Below are 16858 nucleotides of genomic sequence, written 5' to 3'. Positions count from 1 at the left end.
CCACATCTCGCGGAAGTCCTACAAGCTGGAGTGATAACGGTGACACTGATGGGCGCGATCAATAATCACCCTCAACCGAGGGGACCCGATATGTGCGCCGAGGTTTCGCACCGGCGGGTGCTGCTTCAGTCCCGGGCCGTCAAGCTGATCGGCCTTCTGTCGGCCGTCGCAGTGGCCGCTTGTGCGCACACAACAGAGCTGTCCAAAGCCGATCCTGCGATCCCGGTGCCCACGCCTGGTAGCCCCGCGGTCACGTTCGATGACTTGCAGCGCGCGCCCGTGCCGGCGCTATGCGAGCATGATCCAGGCCAACTGAGAAACATGCAATTGCCGCCACAAGAGGGGCATCGCGGAAACGTCGGGATCGCGTTGAACTACGGAACCGGCGCCTACAAGGTGGCGTTTGGAGACCTGACTGGGGGCGGAGGCGACGCCGCTATGGTCATCCACTGCAATGCGGGCGGGGTTGGGTGGCCGGAGACCGTGGAGCTCTATACGCCGGGCGCGAAGCTCGATGTCGCCGGGCCCACGCGGCTGGGTGGAGTCGACCTCGGCGACCTTACCCACGGCGGCCGTGAAATCGTTACCGACCTGTCCATCTCGGACGGTGTCGCACATGTGACATGGATGGCCAACGGTCCGAATGACGGAATGTGTTGTCCGACCGTGAAGATGATGGCCGACCTGCGTTGGGACGGTTCCACAGTAGTTGTCCAGAACATGCACCGAGCCAACTAGCGGGCGCAGCACCCTGACCTGACCAAGGTTGACGAGGTCACCTGGATAAGGACGACAACCGCCGGCTACACAGCCAGCTCAACTAAGTCCTGCCCGAGGAATACGAGAGCGCCACTCCGACGATCAGATCGGCGCCCGGCGTGGATGTAGTCGATGCTCCTATTGGGTTGCCGCAGAGCGCAATTCGAAGTAGGCCGCCTCGACCGCCTCGGCCATCTTGGCGATGTGGGGCAGCGCTTGCGGATCAGTGCAGAGCCCGATCCCGATGGCTCCCGCACACGAGATCGCCGAGATGCGCAGCGCGTGGTGCGCCGCGGGCTCCGATGACGAGAAGAGGTTCGCGACGCGGCGGCCGGAAACCTCGACGACCGATGGCGGGCCAGGGACGTTCGAGATGGAGAGGCTGAACTCGCGCGGGCTGTTCGTCAACCGCTTCGCGGCCTTGCCGACGTACTTCACGGCGCCGAGGGCGTGTAGCAGGTCGTACATCTCGTCGGCGTCGTCGAGGCGTTTGCGCTCCCGCGTCTGCGCGCTGATCAGGTCGAGCATGGTGAGCGGATCCCGTACGCCAAGCGGTAGATCGACGTTCATGAAGGAATCGCGGTTGCCGAGGTCGGCAGCATCCTCGTCGCGGTGGTGCAGGCTGACCGGCACCTGGGCGCGCAGATGGCGCTGCAGCCCTTCGTGGCGTTCGAGCCAGGTGCGCAGGCCGCCTCCGACGACGGTGAGCAGCACGTCGTTGACCGTCGCGCGGGTTGGCCTCGACGCGCCGATCTCCTTCAGGCCGGCGAGCGGAACGTCGGTGAAGGCAAGTTCTCTGCTGACCGTGATCGGACGGTCGAAAGGCGAACGGGCGCTTGGGTGTCCGAGCTCACGGACTACTGCGCCCGGCATCCTGCGGGCCTCGTCGCGCCGCGAGTGTGCCGGCGGTGCGGCGTGCACGCCGATACGACCGGCTCCGGCAGGAGTCAGTGATTGGGCGTCGAACAGCACGGTGTCCAGGAAGCGCACGGCGGCGATCCCGTCGCACATCGCATGGTGGATGCGCGCCGCGATGGCCTCGCGCCCGTCGGCGAGCGGTCCGATCACGTCGAACGTCCAGAGCGGGTGCCTGCGGTCGAGGTGCTCGGACATCAGTCCGCTGACGATTCGCCACAGGTCCTCACGTGTTGCGGCCGAACCGTCGATGCGGCTCCGCACGTGGTCGTCGATGTCGAAATCCGTTGCCTCGACCCACCGTGCATCGGTTCCGCTGGTGTCCACCCGTTCGGTGGCCCGCGGCTGATTCGGGAGTCGCGCCGCGACGGCGGACCGCAGCGCGTCGACGTCCAGCGGGGGTCCTGGCTCGAGGATTACGAGCTTGAGGGTGTGGCCTGTGATGGCTGCCGATTCGAGGTTGAGGATGTGAGCGTCGTCCGGGGAGAGCCGATCGTCTGCCACCCGGCCAGTCTATGGAGGCTTTGCTCAGCCTGTCTCGACTACTTCCTTGATGCGCGCCAGCGTCTTGCCCATGTCGCGCACGTTGCGCCTGCGGCGTAGGAAGAACAGCGGCTCTAGCGGACTCAGCAGTGGGGCCGTCGGGGTCCAGAACGACTCCGTCACCTCGGTGCCGGTGGCCTTCGGCTCGAACCGGTAGTGCCAATTGTTGACGGCGCGGTCGCCGAGAAGCACCGCGAAGCCGAACTCGCGACCGGGCTCGCACGCGGTCACCCGGCAGGTCGTCCAGTACACCGGCCCGAGTTCGTTGCGCTTCACGTGCCCGCGGAACCGGGCACCAAGCGCGGGCCCGTCGGCGCCGTCGAGCCATTCCGCATCGAACACTTCCGGCGAGAACCGCCCCGTATTGCGCACGTCGGCCACCAGGTTCCAGACGTCCAGCGCGGGCGCAGCCATTTCGACGGTGACAGAGCCGTTCATGCCTCGAACGTACGCACCCGCTTTGATTCCTACACGCGAAAACGACACCGCGGCTGCGATCATGCCACCAGGGCTGCCAAACACGGCGCGGCACCACGTTTTGGCGACCGTGGTGTCGATTACGGCCGTAGGCGCGAGCAGCGCAACATGATCAGGAGCTACCGCGGAATGGCGTCGATGGCGCGGTAGATGCGTTGCTCGCTGACGGGCCGCGGGGTACCCAGCTGCTGGGCCCACAGGCTGACGCGCAACTCCTGTAGCTGCCTGGCGATTTCGCGTACGTCGTCGGCGTCCGCCCGACCCCTCGGCAGCGTCGCGAGCAGTTCGTCGTAGGCGTCCTGCACCGCTCGTACCCGCAACATCCGCTCGCGATCGGCAGCGAGCCCCTGCGGCAGTCGTTCCAACCGGCGCGCAACGGCGGTCAGGTAGCGGACGAGATCGGCCAAATGCGCGACGCCCGTAGCGGTGACGAACCCTTTGGGCAGCAGCCCGTCGAACTGCGCGCGGACGTCTGCGATCGCGTCGGCGTGTGCAACAGGTGGGGTGTCGGGCATCCCAAGCCGAACCTCTTGCGCCGCGTCGAGCACCTTCGCGACGCGTCCGACGACGTCCAGCGTCGTTGGCGTCAACGCAGCGGTCACGCGGTCACGCAACGCGGCGAACTCAACCTGACTCCACGCGGGCGTCGGCGCCAACACGTCCACCGCGGCATCCGCGCAATCCTCGAGCAGGGCGGCAAGCGTGCCGTCGGGATTTGTGTTGAGCGCGAGCCGGGTCCGCGGATCGAGCGCTCGCTCAACGGCTTTCACTGGCGACGGTGATGCCAGCCGTAGCAACCGGCGGGTACCAGGACCCATCGCGGCCGCTTGCTCGGCCTCCGTCGCGAACACCCGAACGTCGACTCCTGCACCCGCATCGACCAACGCCGGGAAGCCGCGGACCGTGCGGCCCGCGGCTTGACGCTCGATGGCGTGCGGCAGTTCGGCCAGGTCGTCCGGCCACGCCAGCAACCCAGTGCGTTCGAGTCCGTCGGCCACCGCCGCTGCGACCGCGTCCCGCGCAGGCGCGGCCAGCCGCTCCTGCAACGCTTCGATGTCCTTGCCGCGGCCCAGTTCGCCGCCGTCGGTGGATTCCACGACGAACGTCACGCGAAGGTGCGCTGGAAGCTTGTCGAGGTCGAACGCGTCGAGCGGCACCCGTACTCCCGTGCGCCGCAGCAAGGCGTTCGCGAGCCCCTCGAGTAGCGGTTCGCGGTCCGGGTCGAGGTCGGCCAACACGGCGCGCGCGGTGTCGGGCGCCGGCACGAAGTTGCGGCGCAGCTGCTTCGGAAGCGACTTGATGAGCGCCGTGACCAACTCGTCGCGCAATGCCGGTACGTGCCAGGCGAATTCATCCCCACCCAGCCGCGCCAGCACGTCGACAGGGACGTGCACGGTGACGCCGTCGTCCTCGGCGGTCGGCTCGAAGCGGTAACTCAGCGGCAGCACTGCGTCGCCCGCCACCCAGCTGTCCGGTCGGTCGGCGGCGTCGTCGGCACGCAGCAGGTCGTCGCGAGTGAAGGTGAGTAGGTCCGGCGTGCGGTGCCGCTGTTTCTTCCACCACGCATCGAAATGTCGAACGGACACCACCTCCGCGGGAATGCGGGCGTCGTAGAGCGCGTAGAGCTCATCATCGCCAATGAGCAGGTCGCGCCGCCTGGCCCGCTCCTCGAGCTCGGTGAGTTCGGTGAGCAGTGCGACGTTGTCGCGATAGAAGTGGTGCCGGGTCTGCCAGTCGCCCTCCACCAGCGCATGCCTGATGAACAGTTCCCTGGCAAGCGCGGGTTCGATTGCCGCATAACCGATGCGGCGGCGCGCCACCAACGTCAACCCGAAGAGCGTGACGCGCTCGAAGGCCACCACCTCGCCACGCTTGGCCTCCCAGTGCGGCTCGCTGTAGCTGCGTTGCACCAAGTGATCGGCGATGCGTTCGACCGTCGCCGGATCGATGCGCGCCGCGGTCCGCCCGTACAGCCTGCTGGTCTCCACGAGGTCCGCGACGACCACGCACCCCGGTGGACGCTTCGTCAGCACCGATCCGGGTGCGAGCACGAACCGCGAGTTGCGTGCGCCCGCGAACTCACGGGTGTCGCCCACTCTCATCCCGATGTGCGACAGCAGCCCAGCGGTCAACGCAGCGTGCACCCGCGCAGGATCGGCCGGTTCCCGATCGCCTGCCTCCCTGATACCGAGCCCACGGGCGATGTCGCGCAACTGGCCGGTGAGGTCCTGCCATTCTCGGATGCGCAGGTAGTGCAGGAACTCTTCGCGGCACATCCGTCGAAAAGCACTGCCCGAACGCTCCTTTCGCTGCTCGCCGAGGTATCGCCACAGGTTGAGGTACGACACGAAGTCGGAGTGCTCGTCTGCGAAACGCGCGTGCTTCTGTCTAGCGGCGGCCTCACGGTCGGCGGGCCGCTCCCGCGGGTCGGGGATCGACAGCGCGGCGGCCAGCACCAGCACCTCATGCACGCACCCCTCGACGTCGGCCTGCAGAATCATGCGACCGATGCGCGGGTCGACGGGCAGCTGCGCGAGCCGTCTGCCGACGTCGGTGATGGCGCCCTCGCGATCGAACGCGCCGAGTTCGCGGAGCAGCAGCACGCCGTCGCGGATGCTGCGTTGGTCGGGCGGATCGAGGAACGGGAAGTCCTCGATGTCGCCGAGTCCCATTGCCGCCATTTGCAATGTCACGGCCGCGAGATTTGTCCGCAGGATCTCGGGGTCGGTGTAGCGCGGCCGTGAGTCGAAGTCCGCCTCGGAGTACAGCCTGATGCACACCCCCGGTGCGACGCGCCCGCAACGCCCCGCCCGCTGCGCGGCCGATGCCTGGGATATCGGCTCGATGGGTAGCCGCTGCACCTTGGTGCGACGGCTGTATCGCGAAATGCGCGCCGTCCCAGGGTCCACGACGTAGCGGATGCCAGGGACGGTCAGCGACGTCTCGGCCACGTTGGTGGCAAGCACGACGCGACGCCCGGTGTGCGGCTGGAAGATCCGCTGTTGCTCGGCGGTAGCGAGGCGGGCGTACAGCGGTAGCACCTCGGTGTGTTCGAGGGCGCCGCGGAGTACCTCGGTGGTGTCACGGATCTCGCGCTCACCGGACAGGAACACCAGCACGTCGCCAGGCGGCTCGTTCGCCAGTTCCTTGACGGCGTCGACGATCGCGTCGGTCGGATCGCGTAGCTCGGTACGAACGACGTCGTGATCGGGGTCGTCGGGATCATCGTCGTCCGACGACGGCACCGGGACTTCCAAAGGGCGGTAACGGATTTCGACGGGATAGGTGCGGCCCGATACCTCGACGATCGGGGTGCCCGACCCGAAGTGTTCCGCGAAGCGCCCCGGCTCGATGGTCGCCGACGTCACGATCACCTTCAGGTCGGGTCGCCGCGGCAACAGTTCGCGGAGGTAGCCGAGCAGGAAGTCGATGTTGAGGCTGCGCTCGTGGGCCTCGTCGAGGATCAACGTGTCGTAGCGCAGCAGCCTTCGGTCACGCTGGATCTCGGCGAGCAGGATGCCGTCGGTCATCAACTTCACGAGAGTGCGGTCGCTGGCGTGGTCGTTGAAGCGCACCGTGTAGCCGACGGCCTCCCCCAGCGGAGTGTCCAGTTCGTCTGCGATGCGCTGCGCAACGGTGCGTGCGGCCAGCCTGCGCGGCTGCGTGTGACCGATCGTCCCGCGGATGCCACGGCCAAGTTCGAGGCAGATCTTCGGCAACTGCGTCGTCTTCCCCGACCCGGTCTCGCCAGCCACCACGACGACCTGGTTGGCACGGATGGCGGCGGCCAGCTCGTCGCGCCGCTCGCTGACGGGAAGGTCCGGGTAGGTGATCGCAGGGACCGCCGCCAGCCGCGACGCGACCAGCGCCTCAGCGGCGGTGAACTGCTCCGCGAGGCTGGCCAGCTTGTCGGGGTTGGCGTTCTTGAGCTTGCGGCCAAGCCGGGCGGCGTCCCGAATCGTGAGTCCGTCTAGCCGGGCGCGCAGCGCGGAGGCGGTGGTTGGGGACGTAACGGACACTCGCGCAAGGATAGGCGGGCCGTGCTCAGTGCGCTCCCACGGTCGTGAGGCAGAAGGGATGTCCCGCGGGGTCGAGCAGCACCCGCCACCGGGACGGGTCCGCCTGATGCTCGGCGAGCCGGGCGCCCAACGCAACGGCCCGGTCCACCCCGTCGTCCAAGTCGGCTACGAAGACGTCGAGGTGCATCTGCTGGAGTTGTCCCGGCGCTGGCCAGGTCGGAGGGACGTAGTCCGATACGCGCATCATCGCCAGCGTTTGGGCGCCGTCGGTGATGGCGATGAGGCTGCCGTCGGGCAGTTCGACGAGCCTGCGCATGCCGAGCAGCGCTCCATAGAAGTCGGCGAGTGCGACGGGGTCGGGGCAATCGATCGAGGTCGCTCCCAGGCGGCCGACTGGCGGTGTCGTCATGACCCCCACCATGGCACGAACCATGACATGACTTCATGTCACGTCGGTTGGTTGAACACCAGCTGCGGGGCGCGGGTGCGCGCGAACAGCACCACTGCGGCGACTGTCACCTCGAGCACCGCTAGGGCGGTGGCCAGGGTCATGGCGGTCGAGTCGGACATCGGCGCCGCTGCGCCGATGCCGCCACCGTGATGGTGCGTGAACGACATCGGCAGGTGGATCGCGATCATGGCCAAGTTCATCGACGCGACGAGCACCCAGGCCCGCAACGTTCCACGCAGCCAGATGTCGCGCGCGCAGTAGAGGCACCCGATCACCATGACCATCATCAGAAGCGCCGCCATCACGTTGCTGACGTGTCCGAGCGAAATTGCGTGCAGCACAGCCGAACACACGGCGCTCGCCGCGTAGACCCGGCGTCCCAGCATGGCGATGCGCGCACTCATTTCGCATCACCCCGTTTCGCGGCCGACTGCGGATAACCCTCCGGTGAATCTTCCCAGCTCTGCCGCCGGGCCGCGGTGTGAGTTTTTTCCACAGGTCTCCGCCTTCTGGTCGGGTCGGCTTTTGGTGTTCGGCTACTCGTGTAGACCCCGCGGCGCACCGAAAGTCATCCCCGGGACGGCTTTCATTTACTGATCACTTGATCTAAGTTTAGGTTGTGCGATCAGTCGACGAACGCGGGCAGACCTTCACCCGCTCCGCGCGCAAGGCGCAGATCGTCGGATGTGCGATCGAGGTGATCGCCGAGGTCGGGTGGGCTCAGACATCGATCCGCAAGATCGCCGACCGGGTGGGAGTGGCGATGAGCGCAGTGCTCTACCACTTCGGGACCAAGGACAATCTGGTCGACGCGATCATCGAGGAGATGTACCGCGCGGCGCTTGCCGCGGTCCGGCCTGCGATCGACGCCGAGGTCACGGCGGCCGGCAAACTGAATGCCTACATCCAGGCCAGCGTCGGATACTTCGACACGCACCGTGTCCACTTGGCGGCCCTGACCCAACTCGGTACGAGCTATCGCCCGAGCGACGGACGCCGTTTCGACCAGCTGGGGCTCAACCCCGAGCTCAACAAGGAACTGGCCGTACTGGATCCCACCGCAATTCTGCTTGCTGGCCAAAGCGACGGCGAGTTCGGCGCATTCCCAGTCGGTTCGGTGGCGCTCGCACTTCGCGGCGCCGTCAACGCCGTGGTGGAGAAGATCTTGCACGATCCGGATTTCGACGCGCGCTCCTACGGCGAGGACGTGGCAGATCTGTTCGGCCGCGCGGTAGGAGCCGCCCAATGAGCACGGTTGTGATCGTTGCCATCGGCAGTCGCGGCGACGTGGCCCCGCTGACCGGCATAGGAGTACGCCTGAAAGCCGCTGGGCATGAGGTGGCCATCGCCGCGTACACGCCGTTCGCCGACATGATCAGGCACTGCGGGTTGGGATTTCGCGAGTTGCCCGCGGAACCGGATCCCGCGACGGCTGGCGATGCGAACCCGATGAAGAGCCTTGCCGCATTCGCCTCACCGGCCGGCATGCGAACCATGGGCGAGGCCGTCCTGGCCGCTGTCGGCGACGAGCCGGCGGCCATCATGCTGCTGTCACCGTTCTCGGAGTTGGTCGGCCACCAGTTGGCCGAGGCCAAGGGAATCCCATCGATAGGTGTACGGCTGCAACCGCTTTCGCGCACCAAGGACTACCCACCCACGGTGCTGGGCGCTTGGTCCGCGGGAGCGGTAGGCAACCGGCTCGCCGCCGACACGGGCGCCTGGCTGATGGACCGCAGCTACGGTGGCGTCGTAGCCGGGTTCCGCCGGGACCTTGGTCTGCCCAAGACCTCCACTCGGGCCCTACGCCGTCGCCGCGCCGAGACGCATTGGCCTGTCCTGCATGGCTATTCGCCGACGGTCGCGCCGCGTCCAGTCGACTGGCGAGCCGGTTTGGACGTCACCGGCTACTGGTGGCCAGCCGATGAACCCCACTGGACGCCCCCACCCGCGCTGACGGACTTCCTGGCCGCCGGTCCCGCTCCGATCTTCGTGGGTTTCGGCAGCATGATGACCACCGCCGGTCGCGCCGACGAGCTGTCCAGCGTCATCCAAGCGGCTGCGCGGCAGGCGGGTGTGCGCGCCATCGTCCAGACCGGGTGGACTGGTTTGGACGCGGCCGATGACGACGTGCTGACCATCGGCGACGTCCCGCACAGTTGGCTGTTCCCCCAAGTCGCGGCCGTTGCGCATCACTGCGGCGCAGGAACCACCGCGGCGGGCCTGCGCGCAGGCGTGCCCACGATTGCGCTGCCCGCCTTCGGCGACGGACCGTTCTGGGCCCGCCGCCTTCAGGACCTTGGCGTCAGTGCCGCCACGATTCCGCAGCGCCGTCTTGACGCCCAGCGACTCGCCGAAGCGATGCGCAGCGCCGCCTTCGACCCCGAACTGCGCGCGCGCACGCAGCGGCTTGCCCGCCGAATCGGCAGTGAAGACGGTGCCGCACAGGTGCTTTCCGTCGTCGAAGCCCTGCTTCACCAATCGGCATAGGAGGACGTCCCATTGTCCGCTGGCAGGCATCGCCTGCTCTTCTTGCCCAGCTCGCAGCGACAACCGTCCATGCATCGGAACTGTCGCTCGGAGCTGGGCACTTCGAACGTCGTCTGGCCGAGAGGCTGATGGCCCATGGAACACGCGCCGGCCAAAGGGCCTAGCCGCGGTCTGGTGACCAGTACTCGAGCATGTCGGCGAAGGTGTCGAAGGCCGGCGTGTTGATGCCGTAGGCCGCCTCGAAGTGGACGCTCAGCGGGAAACCAAGGCCGCCGACCCCGTCGATGACCCGCTTGTACAGGTCGACCATCAGCTTTCGCCGCTCTGCCGGTTCGGTGCCAGCCAACGTCTTCACGAAGTCCTGCTCGGCGGCCACCGCGGCGTTCCCCGGATCCTGGATGAGCCAGCTGATCAGGCCCATCCTGGTCTCGACCTTCGGCACGAACCCGAACGACAACAGGATCTCGGGCCGATGATCGTTGGTCTTGGTGAACTCCGTGAGGAAGTCCACGATGGCGTCGGAGTACAGCAGCTGCGTCATGCCGTAGGTGGCGCCTTGATTGCACTTGAACTGGAAGCGGCCCTGCTCGCCATCCCGGGTGGGGATGAGAATCACGCCACGGTTGGGGACCAGAGAATCGAACAACGACAGCGCGTCGGTGGGTGCGACGCCGGAGCCTTCCCCATCGTTCATGGTCCGCGGGACGCCGACGAAGGCGATGCCCTCGATGCCGGTGTCGCTGAGGATCGTCAGCCGCTCGCGCAGCGTCGGCTCGTCGAGGAACGCCGTGACCTGGGTGCACAGCCCGTTCACGCCCGGCAGCTCGGGCTTGATGATCGACCAGAAGTCCAGCACGTCCATCTTCGGCTTCATCTCGACGGGACGGTCGCCGTCCTCCTCGATCATGCCCGGGATCATCACGTGGCGAATTCGGCCGGCGAGCCCCGCCTCTTCGGAGCTCTTCAGCACCTTCTGAGCGTCTTCCAAGGCCTGCTCGCGGCCGCGCTCCACGTTCGGCGGGACGAGCTCCAGCGCGATGGTATTGAGGCTCAACGGACTGCTCCTGATCGAACTGATGGGAGGCTGCGGCCAGCCGACGACGGTGTCGACCACGGCGAAGAATCAGCCCCCGCAAAGAGCTGAGCTTACCTACCGTCCCTGTTCTCGGCGTTGCCGGAGGTAGTGGCCCGAATTCGAGTAGCGCACTACTCACCTCGTCCTGGTCGCGGCGATTAACACTTCTGGTGTCTTGAGCACGACTAGGGAGTCCGCCATGACCATCACGATTGACCGACCGAATTGCCCGAGCGTCTTCGAAGCCGGGCTACCCACCATCGATTACACGCTGGCCGAAAGCCCCGACGAGGCGCACGACGTCCTTCGGCGGGCCCGCGCACAGGCGCCGATCGCAATCGGGCCGCACGGACCAGAGTTACTCACCTACGAGCTGGTGCGCGCAGTGCTGCGCGACTCACGATTCCGTATGCCCGAGGGCATGATGCTCGCCAGCCAGGGCATCACGTCCGGCCCACTGTGGGACCGGGTGGCCAGCCTCATCATTTCGCTCGATGGCGCCTCGCATCTACGCCTGCGCCGGCTGGTGGCCAAGGCGTTCACTCCGCGGGCGACCGCCCGGCTCCGCACGACCGTCGTCGACGTCATCGGCGACCTGGTGGACCGCCAGAGCGCCAACGGCCGCTGCGACGTCGTGTCCGATATCGCGCGCCAGTATCCGATTCCGATCATCTGCGCGCTGCTCGGTGCGAAATCTGAAGACTGGCAACTGTTCTCGGATTGGACTGACGACATCTTCAAGGCCTTCACATGGAACGCCGCCGAGCACGAGTCCGCCGTGCTGACCGCATGGAGCGCGCTCGACGCCTACGTCGACGAGATGGTCGCCGAACGACGCCACACCCTGACCGACGATCTGATCTCCGAGCTGATCCGCGCCGAGGACGACGGCGATCGCCTCAACGCCGACGAGCTCCGCATGCTCGCCGCCGGGCTGCTGACCGCGGGCACCGACACCCGCAACCAGGTGGCCGCGTCGATACAGGTGCTCTGCGACCAGCCCGACCAGTGGCGGCTCCTCGCCGAGCACCCCGAACTCGCGGCGGGCGCCGTCGAGGAGACCATGCGCCATTCCCCGATCACGTTCGCCACGTTCCGCGCTGCGCTTGAGGACGTCGAACTCGCAGGAGTCCGGATCCCGGCAGGCACCACGGTCATCGCCAACACCGGGGCAGCCAACCGCGATCCCGCCGTCTACGACGACCCCGACGTCCTCGACATCACCCGTACGGGCGCGCCTGCCTTGCTCACGTTCGGTGGCGGCATGCACTACTGTCTCGGCGCCCACCTGGCCCGGCTCGAGCTCGCGGAGGCCTTGACGGTGATGACGCGACGCATGCCCAACGCCCGACGCACCGGCCCGGCCCCGTGGAAGCCGCTCACCGGGCTCAGTGGACCTCACACGCTGCCCATCGAGTTCGACGCCGGATACTGAGCATTCCACCCACGGCACCCCACCGCAGCTAGCCTCGGTGGGGTGACCAGCGCCCAGGAGACCACCGTCGTGCTCGAGGCGGAGTTCGCCCGCGAGCTGCCCGAGTTGGCGATTCCGTGGCAAGCCGCTGACGCCCCTGTACCTCGCCTGCTCGCGCTCAACGAGGCGTTGGCTCTCGAGTTGGGGCTCGACGTCAGCTGGCTGCGCGGCCCCGACGGTGTGCGCTTCGTGCTGGGCAACGTCGTGCCCGAAGGCGCCGCCCCGGTGGCTCAGGCGTATTCCGGTCACCAGTTCGGCGGGTACAGCCCTCGACTCGGCGACGGCCGGGCGCTTCTGCTCGGGGAGTTCGTCGACTCGGACGGCACCCGCCGCGACCTGCATCTAAAGGGCTCCGGCGCGACGCCGTTCTCCCGCGGCGGCGACGGCTTCGCCGCAGTCGGCCCCATGCTGCGCGAGTACGTCATCAGCGAGGCGATGCACGCGTTGGGCATCCCCACCACGCGGGCGCTTGCCGTCGCGGCGACGGGCCGACAGGTCTACCGGGACACACCGCTGCCGGGGGCGGTGCTGGCCCGCGTCGCCAGCAGCCATCTGCGGGTGGGGACGTTCCAGTACGTGGCGGCGACGGGGGACGTGGACCTGCTGCGCCGGCTGGCCGACTACGCGATCACGAGGCACTACCCCGCAGCCGCGGGCGCCTCCAATCCATCCCTCGCGTTGCTCGACGGGGTGGTCGCCGTGCAGGCGCGCCTGATCGCACAGTGGATGCTGGTCGGCTTCGTCCACGGCGTGATGAACACCGACAACATGACGATCTCAGGCGAGACCATCGACTACGGTCCGTGCGCGTTCATGGATGGGTTCGATCCGAACAGCGTGTTCAGCTCGATCGACCACGGCGGGCGCTACGCCTACGGCAATCAGCCTGCGGTGGCGGCCTGGAACCTGGCCCGGTTCGCCGAGACGCTGCTACCTCTGCTCGCCGATGACCAGGACCAGGCCGTCGCGCTTGCGACCGAGTCGCTGCGCGGATTCGGCATCCACTACGAGTCCGCCTGGTCGAGCGGGCTACGGGCCAAACTCGGGTTGTCGACGGGCGGCGCCGACGTCGACTCGCTCGTCGAGGACGTGCTGGTGTTGTTGCGGGACAACGGTGTCGACTACACGTCGTTCTTCCGCGCCCTCGGCGACAGTGCCCGCGGCGACGCCGAACCCGCCCGCGGATTGTTCGCCGACCTCGCCGGGTTCGACGGCTGGGCGACCCGCTGGCTGGCCTTGGAGCCCGATGCCACCGCGATGGATCGGGTCAATCCGGTCTACATCCCGCGCAATCACCTCGTCGAAGAGGCGCTCGCGGCCGCCACATCCGGTGACCTCGTGCCCTTCGAGCAGCTGCTGGTGGCAGTCACCGCGCCGTATGACGCGCGGCCAGGCCTCGACCGGTACGCAGAGCGGGCCCCCGGCGACTTCGGCAACTACCAAACCTTCTGCGGCACTTAGGGTCCGGCGTCACACGCGGCCCTGGGCGAAGAAATCGAAGATCGCCGAGTTCACCTCGTCCGGCCGTTCGAGAAAGCCCAGATGTCCGGCGTCGGCGATCTCCAGATACCGCCCATTCGGGATGGCTGCGGCCACCTCGGCACTGAGGTGCGGGGGCATCACGAGGTCGTCGGCGAATCCGATCACCAACACCGGTGTGGTGATCGCCCGGTAAGCGGTGAGCCTGCTCTCCTCCGGCGCGATGCGGAACTGACCGCGAACTCCCGGAGTCGTCGTCGTTGGCCACATCGTGAACGTGTCGATCCAGTCCCCAACGGCCCGATCGTCGTTCAGGGTCTTTGGTGAAAACCCGTCGAGCAAGCGAAGTTTCGCTTCGTAGCTCGGCGGTAGTTGAACACCGGAGTTGGCGAAATCCCTTTCCGCGGTGCGAAAGAAGTCGCGCGCACGGTCGTGGCGTCCACGGGTCGCCATCAACGCTGCCTGGCGCACCAAATCAGGACGGGCCAGCATCAACTCTTGGGCGATGTACGAGCCCATCGAGGTGGCCACGATTCGGACCCGACCACCGTCGAGATCCTCGATCAGTTCCGCGGTGTCGGCCACCATCGATGCCGTCGTGAAACCGTCGGCATTCGCGGTTGCGCCGACTCCCCGGTTGTCAAACGTGATGACGCGATAGCCCTTGGCCAGAAATGCAGGCACCTGGTGGAGCAGCCAGGTGCGTCCAACAGCGCCCTGACCAGCTATGAAAAGGACTGACTGTCCGTTGCCGCGGTCGTCAAACGCCAAGTTCACCACATGCGGAAGGTTATACGACAGCAACCTCCCGACCGAGTCGAAACCCTTGTCCGATCGTATTGCCCTGAACTGCAGGGATTTTGGCTGGCCGGGCAACGCGGGCGCCAGTAGCTGAACGATTCGCACGTGAAGTGCGTCGCACGCACGGCGGCTTTGCCGAACACGCCACCAAGTAGGCCGATCGGACGAAAGTTAGATAGGGTCACTATAGGTTGAGCCGGAACCGTAGGTGCTTCGGGCGCGAAACAGCCAGTCCCTGAAAAGACCGCTGCGCGGGAACAAACCCCGCCCCGAAGAAGTTGGAGGCACACGTGCCCGCCCCGCTCCCGTTGACCACATGCCTGAGCCGATGGGCTCCGACGCACGTTCCCGGGCAGCACTGATGCGGCAAGGTCCGCTCGCGGGGCGGTATCCCGCCGTCGCCGCCATGGTCACGCTGGCGCTGATCCCATACCTGGCCCTGTCGGCGGCACTCGACCCGCTGGTGCCGATCATCTCGGGCGAACTCCACATGAGCACTCAGGCGATGAGCCTGAGCTCGGGTCTGGGCAACGCGGCGTACGCCGTGGGGACCGTGCTCGCGGTCCAGTTCGCGCAACACCTGCCGCAGCGCAGGATGCTGCTCAGCTACGCAGTGGTGCTCGTCGTTGGATCCGTGCTCTCGGCGTCGGCGCTGAACGCGGGCATGTTCATCAGTGGACACGTGCTGCAGGGCCTGGCCACCAGCATGCTGCTGATCGCCGCGGCGCCACCGCTGACGATCGGCTTCCCGAAGGACAAACTGCGCAACACGGCCGTGATCATGAACATGTGCGTGTTCGGGGCGGTCGCGCTCGGCCCGTTCCTCGGCGGCGTGCAGGCCGAATCGCACGCCTGGAGACCGCTGTTCTGGATCATCGCCGCGATCGCGCTGCTGGCCTTGGTGATGGCCGCGTTGACGTTCGAAGACGCGCCGCCCGCTGATCGTGACGCACCACGCGACCTGCCTGCCATCGGCCTTGCGGCGGTCGGCTGCGCGGGTGCGTTCATCGGCGCCGCGCAGCTGACCAGCCACGGCTTCGGCGACGCTGCGGTGACGATCCCGATGTTCGGTGGCCTGGCCGTGATCGTGGTGCTGGTCGTCTACCAGTTCCTGGCGCCCCGCCCGCTGCTGACCGTTCGAACGATGCTCACCAGTTCGATTCCGGTCGCCGGCGTGGGCGTCGCGTTGTTCGCGGCGGCCGCCTCGGTGGCGGCGACCGCACTGACCGCCAACGTGTTGCTGCAGACCTACAGCCCGGTTCACGTCGGGCTGCTGTATCTGCCGGAGCTCGGCGGCGCCATCGTGATGGCGGTCGTGTTCGGAATCGTCATCACGAAACGGGCGATGCACTTCCTGCCGCTGATCGGGATGGTGCTGCTCGCAGCCGGAATCGTCGTGTTCAAGATAGCCCTGCCCGCCAACCAGCCGCTCGTCATGGTCGCCGCGGCCCTGACCGGACTTGCCTTGGGCGCCACCGTCGCACCCGCGCTGTTCGTCGCGGGCTTCTCGCTTCAGTCCAACAGCCTGCAGCGCGTCTTCGCGATCATCGAACTCTTCCGGGCAGTGGCGGCCTTCATGGTCGCGCCGATCCTGGCGCACTTCGCGATGACGGCGGCGGCCGATCTCAACGCGGGTACCGACAAGGCCCTGTGGATCGGCTTCGGCCTGGCGGTCGGCGGCGCCGTCTTCGGGGTCGCCGTCTACGCGCTGAGTGGCGCCCGACCGCAGAAGCCCGATCTCGACGAGTTCCTCGACGGCGACGACCCCGCCTGGTATTCGCCCCCGCTGCTGGCCCGGGTCCGAGGCATCCAGCTCGCGCCCTCAACGACCGAACGTGCGCCGGCCGTGGCGACGGCGAATCACCACCGCGATGCGGCGCCCGTGCTATTCGCCTACGACGGATCCGAACTCGCCGCGTTCGCGATCACAGCGGCCGCAGCCCAGCTGACCCTACGGCGATACGCGCTGATCGTGTGCGTCTGGCAGCCCGTCGACGTCGGGTTCACGCCAACCGGCACAGCACATTTCGATGCCGACAAGGCCACCGAAGTCCGACGCGCCGCCGAGCAGACCGCCGCCCATGGGGCAGCGCTCGCCACCGAGGCAGGCTTTCTGGCGCGCAGTGTGGCGGTTGAGGCCGCGCCGACCTGGAAGGGCATCGTCGCGGCGGCTGACGAGCACAACGCGAGTCTGATCGTGCTCGGACCCCACCGCCGTAGTGGGCTGTTGGGGCACCTACAGGGCAGCGTCGCGGCCGCCGTAGTCGCCCACTCCACCACTCCGGTGCTCGTGATCCCCCAACCGCAGACAGTCAATGGCCATGCCTGCGCGACGACCCTGCGAGATGCCTTTTAGTCGCCGGACTTGTCAGTCGCCG

At 67.3% G+C, this 16858-nt stretch carries 13 protein-coding genes; 6 read left to right on the top strand and 7 right to left on the bottom strand.

Annotation, left to right across the window (positions count from 1 at the left end; genetic code table 11):
• Positions 1 to 48: 48 nt before the first annotated feature.
• Positions 49 to 738: a hypothetical protein gene (locus SLQ30_RS14855; protein ID WP_319448313.1), complete on the top strand. Its 690-nt coding sequence runs from the start codon at positions 49 to 51 to the stop codon at positions 736 to 738.
• Between the two features lie 159 nt (positions 739 to 897).
• Here the strand turns inward: SLQ30_RS14855 and SLQ30_RS14850 are convergent, their stop codons facing one another.
• The 5 genes from SLQ30_RS14850 to SLQ30_RS14830 form a co-directional block, all read right to left on the bottom strand.
• Positions 898 to 2178 (bottom strand): wax ester/triacylglycerol synthase domain-containing protein, encoded by a 1281-nt coding sequence (locus SLQ30_RS14850; RefSeq protein ID WP_319448312.1) that lies wholly within the window; start codon positions 2176 to 2178, stop codon positions 898 to 900.
• A 24-nt stretch (positions 2179 to 2202) separates the two neighbouring features.
• A complete protein-coding gene (locus SLQ30_RS14845; RefSeq protein ID WP_319448311.1) occupies positions 2203 to 2655 on the bottom strand; it encodes an SRPBCC family protein in 453 nt (150 codons plus the stop codon).
• A 158-nt stretch (positions 2656 to 2813) separates the two neighbouring features.
• Positions 2814 to 6713, bottom strand: a complete 3900-nt coding sequence (hrpA, locus tag SLQ30_RS14840) for an ATP-dependent RNA helicase HrpA (RefSeq protein ID WP_319448310.1) — start codon at positions 6711 to 6713, stop codon at positions 2814 to 2816.
• A gap of 25 nt (positions 6714 to 6738) precedes the next feature.
• On the bottom strand, positions 6739 to 7122 hold the full coding sequence (locus tag SLQ30_RS14835; RefSeq protein WP_319448309.1) for a VOC family protein: 384 nt from the start codon (positions 7120 to 7122) through the stop codon (positions 6739 to 6741).
• A gap of 38 nt (positions 7123 to 7160) precedes the next feature.
• Positions 7161 to 7568, bottom strand: coding sequence for a hypothetical protein (locus tag SLQ30_RS14830; RefSeq protein WP_319458322.1), 408 nt, complete (start codon positions 7566 to 7568; stop codon positions 7161 to 7163).
• Positions 7569 to 7783: 215 nt separating this feature from the next.
• Here SLQ30_RS14830 and SLQ30_RS14825 point away from each other — a divergent pair, with 215 nt between their 5' ends.
• Both SLQ30_RS14825 and SLQ30_RS14820 read left to right on the top strand, forming a co-directional pair.
• Positions 7784 to 8413 carry a helix-turn-helix domain-containing protein gene (locus tag SLQ30_RS14825; protein ID WP_319450178.1) on the top strand — a complete coding sequence of 210 codons (630 nt, stop codon included), beginning with the start codon at positions 7784 to 7786 and terminating at the stop codon, positions 8411 to 8413.
• Complete coding sequence (locus SLQ30_RS14820) at positions 8410 to 9651, top strand: glycosyltransferase (RefSeq protein WP_319450179.1); 1242 nt, start codon at positions 8410 to 8412, stop codon at positions 9649 to 9651. Before SLQ30_RS14825 ends, SLQ30_RS14820 begins: the two co-directional genes overlap by 4 nt.
• A 160-nt stretch (positions 9652 to 9811) precedes the next feature.
• On the opposite strand, the gene SLQ30_RS14815 is transcribed toward SLQ30_RS14820, so the two are convergent.
• Entirely contained in the window at positions 9812 to 10705 is an 894-nt protein-coding gene (locus SLQ30_RS14815) for a mycobacterial-type methylenetetrahydrofolate reductase (protein ID WP_319450180.1), read from the bottom strand.
• 220 nt (positions 10706 to 10925) lie between these two features.
• Here SLQ30_RS14815 and SLQ30_RS14810 point away from each other — a divergent pair, with 220 nt between their 5' ends.
• Together SLQ30_RS14810 and SLQ30_RS14805 are read left to right on the top strand one after the other, a co-directional pair.
• Complete coding sequence (locus SLQ30_RS14810) at positions 10926 to 12161, top strand: cytochrome P450 (RefSeq protein WP_319450181.1); 1236 nt, start codon at positions 10926 to 10928, stop codon at positions 12159 to 12161.
• A 42-nt stretch (positions 12162 to 12203) separates the two neighbouring features.
• Positions 12204 to 13661, top strand: a complete 1458-nt coding sequence (locus tag SLQ30_RS14805) for a protein adenylyltransferase SelO (protein WP_319450182.1) — start codon at positions 12204 to 12206, stop codon at positions 13659 to 13661.
• Positions 13662 to 13670: 9 nt separating this feature from the next.
• On the opposite strand, the gene SLQ30_RS14800 is transcribed toward SLQ30_RS14805, so the two are convergent.
• A complete protein-coding gene (locus tag SLQ30_RS14800; RefSeq protein WP_319450183.1) occupies positions 13671 to 14456 on the bottom strand; it encodes an alpha/beta hydrolase in 786 nt (261 codons plus the stop codon).
• Positions 14457 to 14841: 385 nt separating this feature from the next.
• Here SLQ30_RS14800 and SLQ30_RS14795 point away from each other — a divergent pair, with 385 nt between their 5' ends.
• Positions 14842 to 16836, top strand: coding sequence for an MFS transporter (locus tag SLQ30_RS14795; protein WP_319450298.1), 1995 nt, complete (start codon positions 14842 to 14844; stop codon positions 16834 to 16836).
• Positions 16837 to 16858 lie beyond the last annotated feature (22 nt).

This window comes from Mycobacterium sp. RTGN4 (assembly GCF_033804635.1).
Taxonomy (GTDB): Bacteria; Actinomycetota; Actinomycetes; order Mycobacteriales; family Mycobacteriaceae; genus Mycobacterium.
Note: the sequence above shows the minus strand (reverse complement) of the source record. Positions and strands in the feature narration are given on the sequence as shown.

Bases quoted from the DNA above. Each gene is read 5' to 3' on its own strand.
- SLQ30_RS14810 (WP_319450181.1), top strand. From the start codon at position 10,926: ATGACCATCACGATTGACCGACCGAATTGCCCGAGCGTCTTCGAAGCC.
- SLQ30_RS14820 (WP_319450179.1), top strand. From the start codon at position 8,410: ATGAGCACGGTTGTGATCGTTGCCATCGGCAGTCGCGGCGACGTGGCC.
- SLQ30_RS14795 (WP_319450298.1), top strand. From the start codon at position 14,842: ATGCGGCAAGGTCCGCTCGCGGGGCGGTATCCCGCCGTCGCCGCCATG.
- SLQ30_RS14830 (WP_319458322.1), bottom strand. From the start codon at position 7,568: ATGAGTGCGCGCATCGCCATGCTGGGACGCCGGGTCTACGCGGCGAGC.
- SLQ30_RS14835 (WP_319448309.1), bottom strand. From the start codon at position 7,122: ATGACGACACCGCCAGTCGGCCGCCTGGGAGCGACCTCGATCGATTGC.
- SLQ30_RS14845 (WP_319448311.1), bottom strand. From the start codon at position 2,655: ATGAACGGCTCTGTCACCGTCGAAATGGCTGCGCCCGCGCTGGACGTC.
- SLQ30_RS14855 (WP_319448313.1), top strand. From the start codon at position 49: ATGGGCGCGATCAATAATCACCCTCAACCGAGGGGACCCGATATGTGC.